14 protein-coding genes are annotated in these 15,367 nt (G+C 68.1%); 7 read left to right on the top strand and 7 right to left on the bottom strand.

Annotated elements, in window-relative coordinates; all coding sequences use genetic code 11:
• Nucleotides 1-72: 72 nt before the first annotated feature.
• On the bottom strand, nt 73-1,026 hold the full coding sequence (locus F1D05_RS37285; protein WP_185444916.1) for a quinone oxidoreductase family protein: 954 nt from the start codon (nt 1,024-1,026) through the stop codon (nt 73-75).
• Nucleotides 1,027-1,157: 131 nt separating this feature from the next.
• Between F1D05_RS37285 and F1D05_RS37280 the strand changes: the two genes are divergently transcribed.
• The gene (locus tag F1D05_RS37280; RefSeq protein WP_185444915.1) at nt 1,158-1,817 is read left to right on the top strand and encodes a TetR/AcrR family transcriptional regulator; all 660 of its coding nucleotides are present in this window, start codon (nt 1,158-1,160) and stop codon (nt 1,815-1,817) included.
• Between the two features lie 21 nt (nt 1,818-1,838).
• The gene (locus F1D05_RS37275) at nt 1,839-2,144 is read left to right on the top strand and encodes an NIPSNAP family protein (RefSeq protein ID WP_185444914.1); all 306 of its coding nucleotides are present in this window, start codon (nt 1,839-1,841) and stop codon (nt 2,142-2,144) included.
• Nucleotides 2,145-2,257: 113 nt separating this feature from the next.
• Here F1D05_RS37275 and F1D05_RS37270 read toward each other — a convergent pair whose 3' ends face one another.
• The 4 genes from F1D05_RS37270 to F1D05_RS37255 all read right to left on the bottom strand — a co-directional run bounded on the left by F1D05_RS37270 (nt 2,258) and on the right by F1D05_RS37255 (nt 6,352).
• Complete coding sequence (locus F1D05_RS37270; protein ID WP_428995047.1) at nt 2,258-2,773, bottom strand: sulfite exporter TauE/SafE family protein; 516 nt, start codon at nt 2,771-2,773, stop codon at nt 2,258-2,260.
• A 457-nt stretch (nt 2,774-3,230) separates the two neighbouring features.
• Nucleotides 3,231-4,394 (bottom strand): SPFH domain-containing protein, encoded by a 1,164-nt coding sequence (locus tag F1D05_RS37265; RefSeq protein WP_185444913.1) that lies wholly within the window; start codon nt 4,392-4,394, stop codon nt 3,231-3,233.
• 550 nt (nt 4,395-4,944) lie between these two features.
• Nucleotides 4,945-5,337: an NfeD family protein gene (locus F1D05_RS37260; protein ID WP_246486284.1), complete on the bottom strand. Its 393-nt coding sequence runs from the start codon at nt 5,335-5,337 to the stop codon at nt 4,945-4,947.
• A 232-nt stretch (nt 5,338-5,569) separates the two neighbouring features.
• Nucleotides 5,570-6,352: an ABC transporter ATP-binding protein gene (locus F1D05_RS37255; RefSeq protein WP_185444912.1), complete on the bottom strand. Its 783-nt coding sequence runs from the start codon at nt 6,350-6,352 to the stop codon at nt 5,570-5,572.
• Between the two features lie 88 nt (nt 6,353-6,440).
• Between F1D05_RS37255 and F1D05_RS37250 the strand changes: the two genes are divergently transcribed.
• From F1D05_RS37250 to F1D05_RS37240, 3 genes are all read left to right on the top strand, one after another.
• On the top strand, nt 6,441-7,175 hold the full coding sequence (locus F1D05_RS37250) for a hypothetical protein (RefSeq protein WP_206685989.1): 735 nt from the start codon (nt 6,441-6,443) through the stop codon (nt 7,173-7,175).
• Between the two features lie 27 nt (nt 7,176-7,202).
• Nucleotides 7,203-8,423, top strand: a complete 1,221-nt coding sequence (serB, locus tag F1D05_RS37245) for a phosphoserine phosphatase SerB (protein WP_185444911.1) — start codon at nt 7,203-7,205, stop codon at nt 8,421-8,423.
• 120 nt (nt 8,424-8,543) lie between these two features.
• Complete coding sequence (locus F1D05_RS37240) at nt 8,544-9,449, top strand: GNAT family N-acetyltransferase (protein WP_246486283.1); 906 nt, start codon at nt 8,544-8,546, stop codon at nt 9,447-9,449.
• A gap of 239 nt (nt 9,450-9,688) precedes the next feature.
• On the opposite strand, the gene F1D05_RS37235 is transcribed toward F1D05_RS37240, so the two are convergent.
• Together F1D05_RS37235 and F1D05_RS37230 are read right to left on the bottom strand one after the other, a co-directional pair.
• Nucleotides 9,689-10,174 carry a cupin domain-containing protein gene (locus F1D05_RS37235; RefSeq protein ID WP_185444909.1) on the bottom strand — a complete coding sequence of 162 codons (486 nt, stop codon included), beginning with the start codon at nt 10,172-10,174 and terminating at the stop codon, nt 9,689-9,691.
• 37 nt (nt 10,175-10,211) lie between these two features.
• Nucleotides 10,212-10,976 carry a hypothetical protein gene (locus F1D05_RS37230; protein ID WP_185444908.1) on the bottom strand — a complete coding sequence of 255 codons (765 nt, stop codon included), beginning with the start codon at nt 10,974-10,976 and terminating at the stop codon, nt 10,212-10,214.
• A 102-nt stretch (nt 10,977-11,078) separates the two neighbouring features.
• Here F1D05_RS37230 and F1D05_RS37225 point away from each other — a divergent pair, with 102 nt between their 5' ends.
• Both F1D05_RS37225 and cphA read left to right on the top strand, forming a co-directional pair.
• Nucleotides 11,079-12,215: a cyanophycinase gene (locus tag F1D05_RS37225; RefSeq protein ID WP_185444907.1), complete on the top strand. Its 1,137-nt coding sequence runs from the start codon at nt 11,079-11,081 to the stop codon at nt 12,213-12,215.
• Nucleotides 12,212-15,055, top strand: coding sequence for a cyanophycin synthetase (cphA, locus tag F1D05_RS37220; RefSeq protein ID WP_206685988.1), 2,844 nt, complete (start codon nt 12,212-12,214; stop codon nt 15,053-15,055). The genes F1D05_RS37225 and cphA overlap by 4 nt, the downstream gene beginning before the upstream one ends.
• Nucleotides 15,056-15,367 lie beyond the last annotated feature (312 nt).

Raw genomic sequence — 15,367 nt, 5'->3', positions numbered from 1 at the left:
TTGGGAGGGCTTGTTCTAGTTCTTTGGGGCTTTGTCCTTGAGGCTTCGTTCTTCGGAGCTTGTGCTTTGGGGTCAGCGGGTCGGGTCGAGGGTGAGCTTGCCGACCGTACGGCGGGCGCGCATGTCCTCGTGCGCGGTCGCGATGTCGGACAGGGCGTAGTCGCCACCGACGATCGGGCGCAGCTTGCCGTCCACCGCGAGGCCGAACAGTTCCTTCAACGGGTCGCCCAGCAGCGCCGGGGTCTTGAAGCAGTCGGCCAGCCAGAAGCCGGCGATCGTCTTCGAGCCCTTCATCAACCGGCCGGGCTCAACCGCCTTCGCGGCCTGACGTGATGCCGAGCCGAAGGTCACCAGCCGACCGAACCGGCCCAGCGCGTCGAACGACTCGTCGAACGTCGGGCCGCCGACCATCTCGAGCACGATGTCGACCGGCTTGCCGTCGTTAGCCTCGATGATGCGGTCCTTCAGGCCCTCGGGTTCACCGTCGATCGCAGCGTCCGCACCGAGCTCGATGGCCAGCTTGCGCTTCTCGTCCGACGACGCGGTGGCGATCACGCGACCGGCGCCCCAGAGCTTCGCGAGCTGGATGGCCAGCGTTCCGACGCCACCGGCGCCGGCGTGCACGAGTACCGACTCGCCCTTTTGGAGATGGGTGGAGGTCTTCAGCAGGTGCCAGGCGGTCGTGCCCTGCAGAACCAGAGCGAGCGCGTCACCGTCGCTGACACCTTCCGGCACGTCGAACGCGTACGGCGCGTGGGCGACGGCCTTCTCGGCGTACCCACCCGAGCCGACCAGCGCGACGACCCGGCGGCCGTCCGCGGTGTGGCCGACGACCTCGCCACCGGGGATCAACGGCAGTCGCGCCTTCGAGAGGTAGCTGTTCTCCACCTGGTGGGTGTCGGCGTAGTTCACGCCGGCCCGGTCGACGGTGATCAGAACCTGTCCGTCACCCGCGACCGGCTCGTCGACGTCGCTGACCTTGAGAACTTCCGGGCCACCGAACTCGGTGATCTGTACGGCTCGCACGTTGATCTTCCCTTCGCGGTCTGTTTTGCTTCTCTACGGTGTACTATACATCGTACGTTACCGTTTTCGATGCTCGCCTTTGTGAGCTGGGAGACAGTGAGTCGAGAGACAGCGAGTTGGGAGACAGACCGATGCCAGCCAGCCGGGCCAGGACGCCGCGGAACACCCTCAGCCCCGAGCTGATCGTGCGCACCGCGCTCGACCTGATGGAGTCGGACGGCACGAGCGCCTTCAGCCTCCGCGGCCTCGCCGCCGAGCTGGGCGTCGGCCCGATGGCGCTCTACACCTACTTCCGCAACAAGGACGACCTGTACGACGCCGTCCGCAACCACCTGATGGGGTTGCTCCTGCCGGTGCCCAGTGACGTGCCGTGGCAGGACCAGGTCCGGTCGGTCTGCCGTGGACTGCGCGCCCTGATGCTGCAACACCCTTGCCTCTCGCAACTACTCGCGGGCCGCCCCCTGAGCGGCCAGGAGACCGCCCGGGTTGCGGAGGGCCTCCTCGGCGTACTGCGCTCAACCGGCTTCGACAAGGAAACAGCAGCCCGGACCCACACCACCCTCTTCACCTACGTCCTCGGCTCCACCTCCTGGGAAATCCAAATGGCCGTCGAACGCCGAGACCCCGAGGCTTGGCGCCGCCTCCGCACCACCATGGAGTCGCTATCAGCCACCGAGTTCCCCACGGTCGTAGAACTAGCCCCGGAACTAGCCCGCACGACGGGCGGCGACGACCAGTTCAACTACGGCCTGGACCTGTTGATCGCCGGACTCGAACCCCAAGTGCGCTGAAGGGTGTGTGAGGCTGGGTGGATGATCACCTGTGTTGTGGAGTACGTCATCGACCCGGCGCAGATCGCCGCCTTCGAGCAGTTCGGCCGGCGGTGGATCGAACTGGTCACCAAGCACGGCGGAACCCACCACGGCTACTTCCTCCCGTCGGAGGGAGCCAGCGACAAGGCCCTCGCCTTGTTCAGCTTCCCGAGTCTCGCCGCCTATGAGCAGTACCGGACCCTGTTCGGCGAGGACCCCGAGTTCGTCGAGGCCGACCGCATCCGAGACGAGAGCGGCTGCGTACTCCGCTACGACCGCACGTTCATGCGACCAATGTTCAGCTGAATCCCCAGGCCGAACCGCCAACACTCACCATGTGGCGGGTAGGCGGTTCGCTTGAGCGTGGCGATCACCGAGGGAGCTCGGCTTGGCAAGGTTGGTGAGTGTTGGCGGTCAGCTCAGAAGACCATCGTGACGATGGCGACGATTCCGATGACGACGATCAGAGCGCGGAGGGCGATCGGGGGGAGTTTGCGGCCGTAGCGGGCGCCTGCGAAACCGCCGATTGTGGAGCCGACGGCGATCAGGCCGGCCGCGAGCCAGTCGACGTCGGCGACGATGATGAAGAGGATGGCCGCGACCGTGTTCACCACGGTGGCCAGGACGTTCTTGAGGGCGTTCATCTTCTGCAGGTTCGCGTCCATGCCGATACCGAGGATCGCCATCAGCAGCACGCCTTGCGCCGCGCCGAAGTAGCCGCCGTACACGCCGGTCGCGAAGACTGCCGGCATCACCCACCAAGCGCCGCGATGGGCGTGGTCGGGGAGGTTGATCCGCTTCGACAGCCACGGTTGGAGCGCGACCAGGATGCAGCCGAGCAGGATCAGGCCGGGGACGACCGCCTTGAAGGCTGTGTCCGGGAGTTTGAGCAGCAGCACTCCCCCGACGATGCCGCCGACGAGCGACGCCGGGATCAGGCGGATCAGCCGACCGCGCTGGCCTTCGAGCTCGCGCCGGTAGCCGATCGCGCCGGCCCGCCGTACCGGGCGAGAGGCCGACGCTGTTGCTGACGTTCGCGAGTACGGGTGGGATGCCGACGGCGAGCAGCGCAGGGAAGGTCAGCAGAGTGCCCGAACCCACCACCGCGTTGATCGTGCCCGCGCCCATTCCCGCCAGCAGGACGAACAGCGCCTCGAACCATGTCATCGCTGCCAGACTCTACGCACCTGATACGTCACGCGCTCGCCGGTCCGATCCCTGAACGCTCAAGTGCCGCCAACATCACACCCACTCCCCCCGTACTTTGAGCACCCCGCGAGTACTCCCGCGCCGCCGGGTGCTCAACCCGTGCTCAATGTGCCCCAATGAGGTGGATGTGAAGCGGCCCGGCTCACACCCGTGTGGGTGGGGGCCGGGCCGTAGTACTGGTGGTCAGCGCTCGAGCGGAGGGCCGTCCTGTACCGGCGAGGTCTGCTCGGGAGCAGAGGTGACTGCCGGCGGCGCGGCCTGCTGGGCGCGGGAGCTTACTGCCGCGTTCTGCGCGGCAGCGATCGCTTCCTGTACTGCGTTGTCGGCCTCGGCCACCGCGGCGTCCGGGGTCACCGACGAACCGCCGCCGCTGTCGACCTCGACGGCGTGCGAGTCGCCCAGGTCCGGCTGCGGGAACGGGCCCTCGGCCTTCTGGGTGATGCCGGCGATCTGGCCGACGGCACTGCCGAGACCTTCCATCGCCTTGCCGATCTCGCTGGGGATGATCCACAGCTTGTTCGAGTCGCCCTGGGCGATCGACGGGAGCATCTGCAGGTATTGGTAGGCCAGCAGACCCTGGTCCGGCTTGCCGGCGTGGATCGCGTTGAAGACGGTGGTGATGGCCTGCGCCTCACCTTGCGCCTTCAGGATCCGGGCTTCCCGCTCGGCCTGGGCGCGCAGGATGCGGGACTCCCGGTCACCTTGCGCGGTGAGGATCGCGGACTGCTTCTGACCTTCGGCCGAAAGGACGGCGGACTGCCGCATACCTTCGGCGGTCAGGATCGCCGCGCGCTTGTCACGGTCGGCGCGCATCTGCTTCTCCATCGAGTCCTGGATCGACGGCGGCGGGTCGATCGAGCGGAGCTCCACCCGGTTCACCCGGATGCCCCACTTGCCGGTCGCCTCGTCCAGTACGTAACGGAGCTTCTCGTTGATCTCCTCGCGACTGGTCAGCGTCTGCTCCAGGTCCATGCCACCGATGATGTTTCGGAGCGTGGTCATGGTCAGCTGCTCGATCGCCTGGATGTAGTTGGAGATCTCGTACGTCGCACGTACCGGGTCGTTCACCTGGAAATAGATGACGGAGTCGATCGACACCATCAGGTTGTCCTCGGTGATGACGCCTTGCGGCGGGAACGCGACGACCTGCTCGCGCATGTCGATCGTGTAGCGGACCTTGTCGACGAACGGAGTCAGCAGGTTCAGGCCGGGCTGTAAGCCGACCTTGAACTTCCCGAACCGTTCCACGATGCCGACGGTCTGCTGCTGCACGACCCGGACGGACTTGATCAGTGTGACGACCACCAGTAAGGCGACCAATGCCAACACTACGAGGAACGCGGTCACTTGACCCTCCCACTCGACAGAACCCTCAGGACGGACAGTCTTTCCTATCGACGGGCCACTGACGACAACGGTTCCCTCACGATCCGGCTACTTGATTCGGCAGCTTCTGGAGACCGTGCGGGATCGTTCTCAGCGGTGTCGCCGACGGCAACGATGTCCGTACTTCCGACAGTACTTCGAGCGCGAGGTCGCACAACCAAACGACACCACCGCGACACCCCACCGATATGGCGGGCGTCAGGGAAAGCGGGTGTGGGAGGGCAACACCCCACCGATATGGCGGGCGTCAGGGAAAGCGGGGTGCGGGAGGGCAACACCCCACCGATATGGCGGGCGTCAGGGAAAGCGGGGTGCGGGAGGGCAACACCCCACCGATATGGCGGGCGTCAGGGAAAGCGGGGTGCGGGAGGGCAACACCCCACCGATATGGCGGGCGTCAGGGAAAGCGGGGTGCGGGAGGGCAACACCCCACCGATATGGCGGGGGTTTGGGAAAGCGGTGGGGGCGGGTGAGCGGCGGGCGCTGGCCGGAGGCGGTGGGCGCCGGTGGGTCAGGTGCGGGGTGGGTCTGTGTCTTTGCTGGGGGTTTGGTCCAGTTCGGGGAACTGGTGGCCGAAGGGGTCGCCTACCGGGTAGACGACCGCGGTGGCGCCGTCGATGGACATGACCTCTACGCGGGTGCCGGGCGGGAAGGTGGAGACCTCGTCGTACGGGCGGGCGGTCCATAGTTCGCCGTTGAGCTTGATCGAGCCGCCGCCGTCGGGGTGGATCTCCTTCACGACCACGCCGGTACGGCCGATGACGTGTTGCGAGCCGGTCTTCAGTTCACCGCTGTGGTGGAGTTTGCGGACCAGCAGCGGGCGGATCGCGGCGAGCATCGCGGCGGACGTGATCAACCCGATGACGATCTGCAGCCAGAGCAGATGCGGGAAGAAGGCTCCCACCCCGGCGGCGGTGATCGCCCCGGCCCGCCAGCATCAGCAGGGTGAAGTCGAGCGAAGCCAGCTCGGCCAGACCGAGGACGACGGCGATCCCGAGCCAGGCCGCCCACACGTTGTCTCGCAGCCAATCCATCATCTTGTAACTCTATCCGTCATGTAGACCTCAGGCAGGTCTACCCGATGGTGTGACGCATCAGTCGTGACCAGCGCACCCGATCACTATCGATGAATTCGGTTACAGGGCGCGGGCGAAGTACCGGCCGTCGGTGTGGCTGAGGCTGAGGGCCAGGTCGAAGGTGTCGGACAGATTCTGCGCGGTGAGCGCCTCGTCGATCGGCCCGGCGGCGACGATCCGCCCGTTCTTCAGCAGCATCGCGTGGGTGAAGCCGGGCGGGATCTCCTCGACGTGGTGGGTGACGAGCACCATCGCCGGCGAACCTTCGGCCGTCGCGATCGCACTGAGCGACCGGACCAGGTGTTCGCGACCCGTAAGGTCCAGCCCCGCGGCCGGCTCGTCGAGCAGCATCAGTTCGGGGTCCGTCATCAGCGCCCGGGCGATCTGAACCCGCTTGCGCTCGCCTTCCGACAAGGTGCCGAAGGTGCGTTCGCTGAGGTGCCCGATGCCGAGCTCGGTCAGCAACACCTTCGCCCGCTGGTGGTCCTGCTCGTCGTACTCCTCGCGCCAGCGACCCAGTACGGCGTACGACGCGGAGACGACGACGTCGGAGACCCGCTCGGATCGCGGCAACCGGTCGGCGAGAGCAGCGCTGGTGAGGCCGATCCGCGGCCGGAGCTCGAACACGTCGATCGCGCCGAGTACCTCGCCGAGCAGCCCGACCACGCCGGTGGTGGGGTGCATCTGGGCCGCGAGGATCTGCAGCATCGTCGTCTTGCCGGCCCCGTTCGGGCCGATCACGACCCAGCGGTCGGCCTCGTCGACGGACCAGTCGATACCGTCCAGCAGCACCGCATCCCCACGGACGATCGAGACGCCGGCCAGCTCCACCACTGCAGTCATGGCGCAAAACCTACGTGGTCGCCGCCGAGCGCCGACGCCGACCCTGGTGGTGTCGTACAGACCGCCGCTGGATGGGAGACTGGATGGCGTGCTCATCACTGCCGCCTCGGTGCGTTTCACCGTCTGGACGAACGCGATGCTGACCGGTGCCTGTGACCCGGACACCGCGGCGACCAAGATCCTGGGCGACGACGTCGGTCATCATGTGTCCGGCCTCGCCGCGCATCCCACTCCGGCCACCCTTCCCGTCGCGCTCAACCTCCTCCGCGCGGCCGGCGCGACCCAGGCCCACCTCGCCCTGCCGATCCCGGGCGACCCGATCGGGCTGGCCGGACCACCGCCGTTCAACGAGGCCGCGCTGGAGACGGGCGAGGCCGTAGTACTGACCGGAGCCGAGATCGGCCTCGTTCCGGCGTACGTCGGACCAGCGGTGCAGTGGACCGTGCTGCCCGCGGCCAGTCCCCCGCCGGCCGATTTCGGTGAGGCCGATCGTGGCTTGCGCGCGGCCCTGATCGAGGCGGCCGAGTCGCTCGCCGCGCTCGAGGTGGCGAGGTGGAAGCCCGAGGTCGCCGACGCGTTGATCGACATCCGGCGGATCGGTTCGGGCAAGGGCGATGATCTTGCCCCCGGCTACGAAGCCCGGGCGGTCAAGACGGCGGCCACGGCCCGGCGTTGCCTGGCGATCGCCGATGCCGCCCTGGAGGACGACGGGTCCGCTGTCACCGGCGCGGAAGCCGACGCCCGGCGTCGTGCGTTGCACGATCTGGCGGCCGCTGCCCGGCGGGCACTTGTTGCGGCATGTGGACCGCCCGTCAATCGTTAACCCATTTTGGGTAGCGTTCGCCTTGTCATGACACGACAGGCTGAGTACGACACGCATCCCATCGACCGCCCGACCCTGCTGGTCACGTTGACCGGTACGGACCGCCCGGGCCTCACTTCCGCCGTACTCTCGATCCTGGCCAGCCGCGGCCTGGACGTGATCGACGCGGAACAGGTCGTACTCCGGGGCCGCCTCGTGCTGGGAGTCCTGCTCACAGCACCACGTGATCACAAGGAACTGAAGAAGGACCTCAAGTCGCTGGCCGAGGGCCTCGACGTCGACATCGACGTGAAGAAGGGCTTCGGCGACAACGAGCCGCGGCGCAAGGGCCGGACCCAGGTGACCGTGATCGGCAGCCCGCTGACGGCCAAGGGATTCGCCGCGATCGCCGGCCGGATCGCCGACACGGGTGCCAACATCGACCGGATCAGCCGGATGGCGCGCTATCCGGTGACCGCGATGGAGATCGCGGTCTCCGGTGCCGATCCGGACTCGCTGCGGACCGTGCTCGCCCTCGAAGGCGTCAAGCAGGGCCTCGACGTCGCAGTACAGGCCGGTGGGCTTTATCGCCGGGCCAAACGGCTGATCGTGATGGACGTGGACTCGACCCTGATCCAGGGCGAGGTGATCGAGATGCTCGCCGCACATGCCGGCCGGCTGGAGGAAGTCGCCGCGGTCACCGAGCAGGCGATGCGCGGCGAACTCGACTTCGCCGATTCGCTGCGGCACCGGGTGGCGACCCTCGAAGGACTGCCCGCGTCGGCGCTGGACGAGGTGCACCGGGCGATCGAGCTCGCGCCGGGCGCGCGGACGCTGGTCCGGACGCTGAAGCGGCTCGGGTACCAGTTCGCCATCGTCAGCGGCGGGTTCAGCCAGATCACCGACAAGCTCGCGGCCGAGCTCGGCATCGACTACGCGGCCGCGAACGTGCTGGAGATCGTCGACGGCAAGCTCACCGGCAAGGTGGTCGGCGACATCGTCGACCGGGCCGGCAAGGCGACCGCGCTGCGACGGTTCGCGAAGTCCTCCGGCACGCCGCTCTCGCAGACCGTGGCGATCGGCGACGGGGCGAACGATCTCGACATGCTCGCGGCGGCCGGCCTCGGCATCGCCTTCAACGCCAAGCCGGTGGTCCGCGCGGCCGCCGACACCCACGTCAGCGTCCCCTACCTCGACACCATCCTGTATCTGCTCGGCATCAGCCGCGAGGAAGTGGAAGCCGCCGACGCCCAGAGTTCGGCCAGCTGAGGCCTTGCGTCCGAAGAGGTGAGGGTCCTGCCCCACGTCCCTTCGGACGTCATGCTTTCGCAAGGTGCGCATTTGGCGGGCGCAGGTGGGTGCGGCGAGGATCAGGGCAAGTCTGTTTCTGTGGTGCTTCCGGCCGGGTACAGCAGTCGCGCGGCGACCGATGCGGATGTCGAGGCGATCCACGAACTCGTCGCCGGCACGGAATGTGAACTGCACGGTGAGGCGGAGACCGCGGCCGACGGGATCAAGGCCGTCCTGTCCCGGCCCGGGTTCGACCCGGCAGTCGACACGGTCGTCGTGCACGGCCCGACCGGCCTGGCTGCGTGGGCCTGGCTGAACCGGGGCAAACGGGCCCAGATCGACGTCGCGACGGATCAGCGTGGGCTTGGCCTCGGGACCGCCTTGCTGGACTGGGCCGAGGCGCGAGCGGCCGAGGTCGGCACCGACTGGTTCGGCCAGATGGTCGACGACAAGGACCTGGCCGGCACGGAGTTGGTGCGCGCCCGCGGGTTCGAAGTACTGGCGGTCAACTGGCAGCTCCAGCTGCCGATGGACGAGGAGCCGGTGGTTCCCGCCCTGCCGGAAGGGATCACGGTCCGGCCCTTCGCTCCGGGTGACGCGGCGGCCGCGCACTTGCTGATCGAGGACGCCTTCGACGAATGGCAGTCGCGGCGCAAGTCGTACGAGGAGTGGGCCGCGATGATGATCGACCGGTCGAGCTTCGCCCCGGAGCTGTCGCCGATGGCCTTCGCGGGTGCCGAGCTGATCGGGGCCGCGCTCTGCCTGGACCTCCCGGATTCCGACGAGGGCTACATCGAGCAACTCGCCGTACGAGCTGATCACCGCGGCAAGGGCCTTGCCAGAACGCTCCTCGCCGTCGCACGCCAGGCCTTCTACCGCCAGGGCAAACGCAACCTGACGCTCTGGACCCACTCCGATACCGGCGCCCTCGCCATGTACGAGCGCCTGGGAATGACAGTCCACCGGAGCACGACCATCCACCGCAGCCCCACCAGAGCCCACTAGCTCTCCGGGCACAGGCCTGGTGCAAAAAGGTGGTGCCGAGGCTCCCCAGCCCGGCACCACCAGCTCTGGCCAGCGATCCGATCGGTCGGCGACGACCTCGAGATCTTGTGTACAGGGCGCATGCTTCCAGGTACGGGCGGTTACCCGCAGGTTTATCTGCAGGTTGTTGCAGTCAGCTTGTCGGTACTGCGTGGAGCGGGCCGCGCGCGAGGGGATTCGCGCAGTTTTCCCCGGTCTGGTCAGAGCCGCGGGGGCGGGCCGATGATGTCGATGTCGTAGCCGGCGGCGATTGCCTTGAGCGCCTGGAGATCCGGCGGAGGCATATCGGCTCGCGGCGTACCGACGGCTCTGGTGAATTCCTCGAAGCCGGCCGGGTTGTGCAGGGTCAGGTATCTCGCCTGCGGGCTGGTGATCAGGATCGAGTGCGAGAGCCCGCGGGGCAGGAAGGCGACCGAGCCGGCCCCCGCGGTACTGATCTGGCCGTCCACCTCGACGCGAAGTTCTCCGTCGAGGACGAAGAACGTCTCGTCGGCCGCGTGGTGGGTGTGCACCGGAGTCCCGAAGCCGCGCTCGTTCTCGTGCTCGACCACGGCGAGCTGCCCACCCGTCGCGTCGCCACCGAGCCGGATCCGCACCAGCGAGCCGAGGAACCAGACGACGTCCTGCTCCTCGGCTGTCAGCAGGGCCGGAACCAAACCACCGGGCAGCTTGCCGAAATCAGTCACCGGCCAAACCTATGTCGCGGACAGGCCGCGACCGGACCTACTTGGCGACCTGGTCGATCGGGGGTGCGGCGATGATGACGGAGTCGCCGAACTTGCTGAAGACGGAGCTGCCACCCTCGGCGCCGAAGGTGTAGTCGATCTTGCGCGGGAGCGAGTCGCCGTCGAGCAGCACCTTGGCCGACAGCGTCTTGGTCTTCTCCTGCGCGAGGCTCTCCGCGGTGATGAAGTTCCCGAACGCCTTCGCCTGAGCAGCCTTCTCCAGATCGATCGTGACGTCGTACAGGGTCGTGTGTACGCCGTCGACGTCCGGCCCGGGGGCGCTGGTGAACTTCGTCGCGTACGGCGTGGCGCCGAGGAACTGCTGCGGCTGCGCCTGCCAGGCGATGAGCTGGATCACAACGCCACTCAGCGCGTCGAGGCCCTTCTTCTTCGCGTCGTACTTGACCCACTGCGCGCCGTCCGAGATGCCTTCGCCCTGGCCGTACAGCCGGCCGCCGACACCCATCACGGTGGTCCCGTCGGCGTTGACCACGAACTCGGGCGTAGCGCCGCCCAGCTTCACGTCGGCGGTCAGCGTGCCCGGGTCCTCGCCGGTGGTCTTCGACACGACCCGGAAGGTGCCCTTCTTCGCGAGCGCCGCCTGAACCTTCGGGCCGAGGTCGGCCTGGCTCAGGGTCGTCGCTGCCACCACGCTCGGACCGGAAGCGCCGGCGGCGTCCGTTCCGGGAGCCGGGGTGTTTCCGCATGCCGCGAGGAGTGCGACTGCGCCGGTCGCCGCGAGCGGCATCATGATTCTCTTCACAGCGCGGATGATGACATGCACAACCGGTCAAAGCGGCACTTTTTGCAGGATCCTGCCTCACCCAGATCAGTACCAGGGCGTCGAGCGCCTATTCTTTCGGCTATGTCAGAACAGCAGGGTGGGGTGACGACGAGCGGGCCGGGTGCCTTGTTCGCCATTGGTGGGGCCGAGGACAAGCTGAAGAAGCGGATGGTCCTGCAGGAGTTCGTCGAGGCGGCAGGTGGTCCGAAGGCGCGGATCGTGGTGGTCCCGACCGCCTCCGCGCTGGGCCCGGACGTGGTCGACGTGTACTCCGCCCTGTTCGCCGCGCTCGGTGCGGCCAGCGTGGTCGGCGTACGGCCGGAGAACCGCGAGGACGCGGACGACCCGGCCTTCATCGAGCCGTTGGAGCAGGCCACCGGGATTTTCATGACCGGCGGCAACCAACTCAAGCTGAGCGGCGTGGTCACCGGTACGGCGTTCGGTCGCGCGGTGACCGAAGCGCATGCACGAGGCGCCGCAGTCGGCGGTACGTCGGCAGGCGCGAGCATTCTGGCCGAGCACATGATCGCCTTCGGACGGTCCGGCGCGACCCCACGGCAGCGGATGAGCCAATTGGCCGGCGGACTCGGCCTGGTCCAGGGCGCGATCGTGGATCAGCACTTCGCCCAGCGCAATCGGTACGGGCGGTTGCTCTCGCTGGTCGCGCAGTCCCCCGGGCTGCTCGGGATCGGCGTCGACGAGGACACGGCGGCCGTAGTACGGGGATCTCATCTCGAGGTCGTCGGGCGGGGTGCGGTGACGATCTTCGACGGCAGCCGGATCACTTCGAACGCCCATTACGCCAGCCGGTCCGAGGCGATCCTTGCCTCCGGCGTCGTACTGCACGTGTTGCCGGCCAGCTCGACCTTCGATCTGAAGGCGCGGGTGCTGCTGTCCTTCGGTCCGCAGCCTCCCGCCGAGGAGATCGCCTCGATCGAGGCCGCCGAGGCGGATCTGCGCAAGCTGGCCAAGGAGATCGCGGCCGAGGGCGTCTCACCGGCGTACTACGCCGAGCGCAAGCGCCGGGCCGGCCGGCGGACGGCGAAGTCGGAACCAACGCCGGCGAAGGGCGCAGCGGTGAAGTCGGCGGTCCCGGCGAAGAAGGCCAGATCGTCGGCGGCGGGACAGTCCAGACCGGAGGCGACCGAGCCGTTGAGCGCGGGCGCCGAATTCAGCCGACCAGATTCCGACCCGCGACCAGACAGTGGGACCGCATGACCGACACCGCCCCCGACCAGACCCCGACCGGTACGCCGGGCAACGCCGAGACACTCGGCACTCCCAGCCCGGACCTGAAGGTGATCGAGACCCGGGTCTACCGCGGCCCGAACATCTGGAGCTACGAGCCGGCCATCCACCTGGTGGTCGATCTGGGATCGCTGGAGAACTTCCCGTCGAACACCATCGACGGCTTCACCGAGCGGCTGCTGGAGTACCTCCCCCGGCTCGATCAGCACCACTGCTCGCGCGGCCGCCGCGGCGGCTTCATCGAGCGCCTGCAAGAGGGCACCTGGCTCGGCCACATCGCCGAGCACGTCTCGCTCCAGCTGCAGCAGGAGGCCGGCCACGACATGCGGCGCGGCAAGACCCGCCAGGTGAAGGGCGTCCCCGGCCGGTACAACATCGTCTACTCGTACGCCGACGAGGGCGTCGGCCTTGCCGCCGGTGAGCTCGCGATCCGGTTCGTGAACTATCTGGTCCAGCCGACGCCGGACTTCGACTTCACCACCGAGCTGGAGAAGTTCATCAGGGCCGCCGAGCGGAGCGCCTTCGGGCCCTCGACGCAGGCGATCGTCGACGAGGCCGTGTCCCGCGACATCCCCTGGATCCGGCTGAACAAGTTCAGTCTGGTGCAGCTCGGCCAGGGCGTGCACGCGAAGCGGATCCGGGCGACCATGACGTCCGAGACCGGCTCGATCGCGGTGGACGTGGCCGGCGACAAGGACCTCACCACCAAGCTGCTCGCCTCCGCCGGCCTGCCGGTGCCGCGATCGGCCTCGGTCCGCGACGTCGAGGACGCGGTCTCGGCAGCCAACAAGATCGGCTACCCGGTCGTCTGTAAGCCGCTCGACGGCAACCATGGCCGCGGCGTCTGCCTGAACCTGCAGGACGCGGACGCGGTCCGGGAGGCCTTCCCGGTCGCGGCCGACCAGTCGCGGCGCGGCTCGGTGATCGTGGAGAGCTTCGTCACCGGCAAGGACTACCGCTGCCTGATCATCAACGGGCGGATGGAAGCCATCGCCGAGCGGGTCCCGGCCCACGTCGTCGGCGACGGCGTGCACACGGTGGCCGAGCTGGTCGAGATCACCAACGCCGACCCGCGCCGAGGCGTCGGGCACGAGAAGATCCTGACCCGGATCACGGTGAACGCGGCCGCTCGCGAGCTGGTCCGGTCGCAGGGCTTCGAGCTGGACGACGTACCGCCCGAAGAGACGATGGTGAAGCTGACCCTCACCGGCAACATGTCCACGGGTGGGATCTCGATCGACCGCACCTTCGAGGCGCATCCGGAGAACGTCGAGATCGCCGAGGAGGCGGCCCGGATGATCGGGCTGGACATCGCCGGTATCGACTTCATCTGCCCCGACATCACCCAGCCGGTCCGCGAGACCGGTGGCGCGATCTGCGAGGTCAACGCGGCCCCCGGGTTCCGGATGCACACGAACCCGACGATCGGCGACCCGCAGTACATCGCGAAGCCGGTCGTCGACATGCTGTTCCCGCCGGGCGCGACCAGCCGGATCCCGATCGTGGCCGTGACCGGGACGAACGGGAAGACGACCACCTCGCGGATGATCAGCCACGTCTTCAAGGGGATGGGCCGCAAGGTCGGGATGACGTCGACCGACGGCATCGTGATCGACGAGCGGCTGGTGATCCGGTCCGACGCGTCCGGGCCGAAGTCCGCCCGGATGGTGCTGCAGAATCCCCGCGTCGACTTCGCCGTGTTCGAGGTGGCTCGCGGCGGGATCCTGCGGGAGGGACTCGGGTACGAGCGCAACGACGTCGCCGTCGTACTGAACATCCAGCCCGACCACCTCGGGATGCGCGGGATCGACACCCTCGACCAACTGGCCGACGTCAAGGCCGTGCTGGTCGAGGCGGTGCCGCGGAACGGGTTCGCGGTACTGAATGCCGACGATCCGCTGGTCCGCAAGATGCGGCGGAAGTGCTCCGGCGAGGTGGTCTGGTTCAGCATCGCGGAGCCGGGCAGCGAGGTTCGCGAGTACATCGAGGGACACTGCCGGCGCGGCGGGCGGGCCGTCGTACTGGATCGCTCGGATCTCGGCGACATGATCAGCATGAAGCACGGCCGGCGCTCGATGCAGCTGGCCTGGACACACTTGCTGCCGGCAACCTTCGGCGGCCGGGCGATGATGAACGTGCAGAACGCGATGGCGGCCGCGGCAGCAGCTTTCGCCGCCGGAGCGCCGTTGCACGACATCCGGCAGGGTCTGCGGACGTTCAACACCTCGTACTACCTGTCCCCCGGCCGGTTGAACGAGATCCAGGTCGACGGCCGCACGGTGATCGTCGACTACTGCCACAACGCACCCGCGATGCGGATGCTGGGCGACTTCGTCGACAAGCTCGGCGAGAGCCTGAACGCCTCGTCCGAGCTCGGCCGGCCGTCGCGGATCGGCGTGATCGCCACGGCGGGCGACCGGCGCGACGACGACATGCGCGAACTCGGCGAGGTCGCGGCCCAGCACTTCGACGTGGTGATCGTCCGCGAGGACGTGAGGCTGCGCGGCCGCAAGCGCGGCGAGTCGGCCGAGCTGATCACCGAGGGCGTCCGGACCGCGATGGAGAACGGCGCCCGCTGCCGCCAGGTCGAAACGGTCCTCGAAGAGCTCACCGCCGTACAGCACGCGCTGTCCCGCTCAAACCGCGGCGACCTGGTAATCCTCTGCGTCGACCAGCACCAGTCCGTCCTGTCCGAGCTCGAATCCGTCTCCCACCTGGCCCAGGCCGGCGCCCGCTCCGGCGACGAGGGCGGCGACCCCGACTTCGTCCGCCCCGAAGGCGACCCGGAGGACGACGAGTCAGACGAGTAGGCATCCGCTTGCGTCCGAAGAGGCGAGGGCCCCGCCCCTCATTTCTTCGGACGCAGCAACGAATGGCGTGGGGGTTCACCCACCGGTAGGGGGTTCGCCCACCGGTATGGGGGTTCGCCCACCGGTAGGGGGTTCGCCCACCGGTAGGGGGTTCGCCCACCGGTAGGGGGTTCGCCCACCGGTAGGGGGTTCGCCCACCGGTAGGGGGGTTCACCCACCGGTAGGGGGTTCGCCCACCGGTAGGGGGGTTCACCCACCGGTAGGGGGTTCGCCCACCGGTATGGGGGTTCACCCACCGGTAGGGGGTTCGCC

Origin of the sequence: Kribbella qitaiheensis (genome assembly GCF_014217565.1) — a bacterium.
Classification (GTDB): Bacteria; Actinomycetota; Actinomycetes; order Propionibacteriales; family Kribbellaceae; genus Kribbella; species Kribbella qitaiheensis_A.
This window is presented reverse-complemented; position numbering and strand designations above follow the sequence as displayed.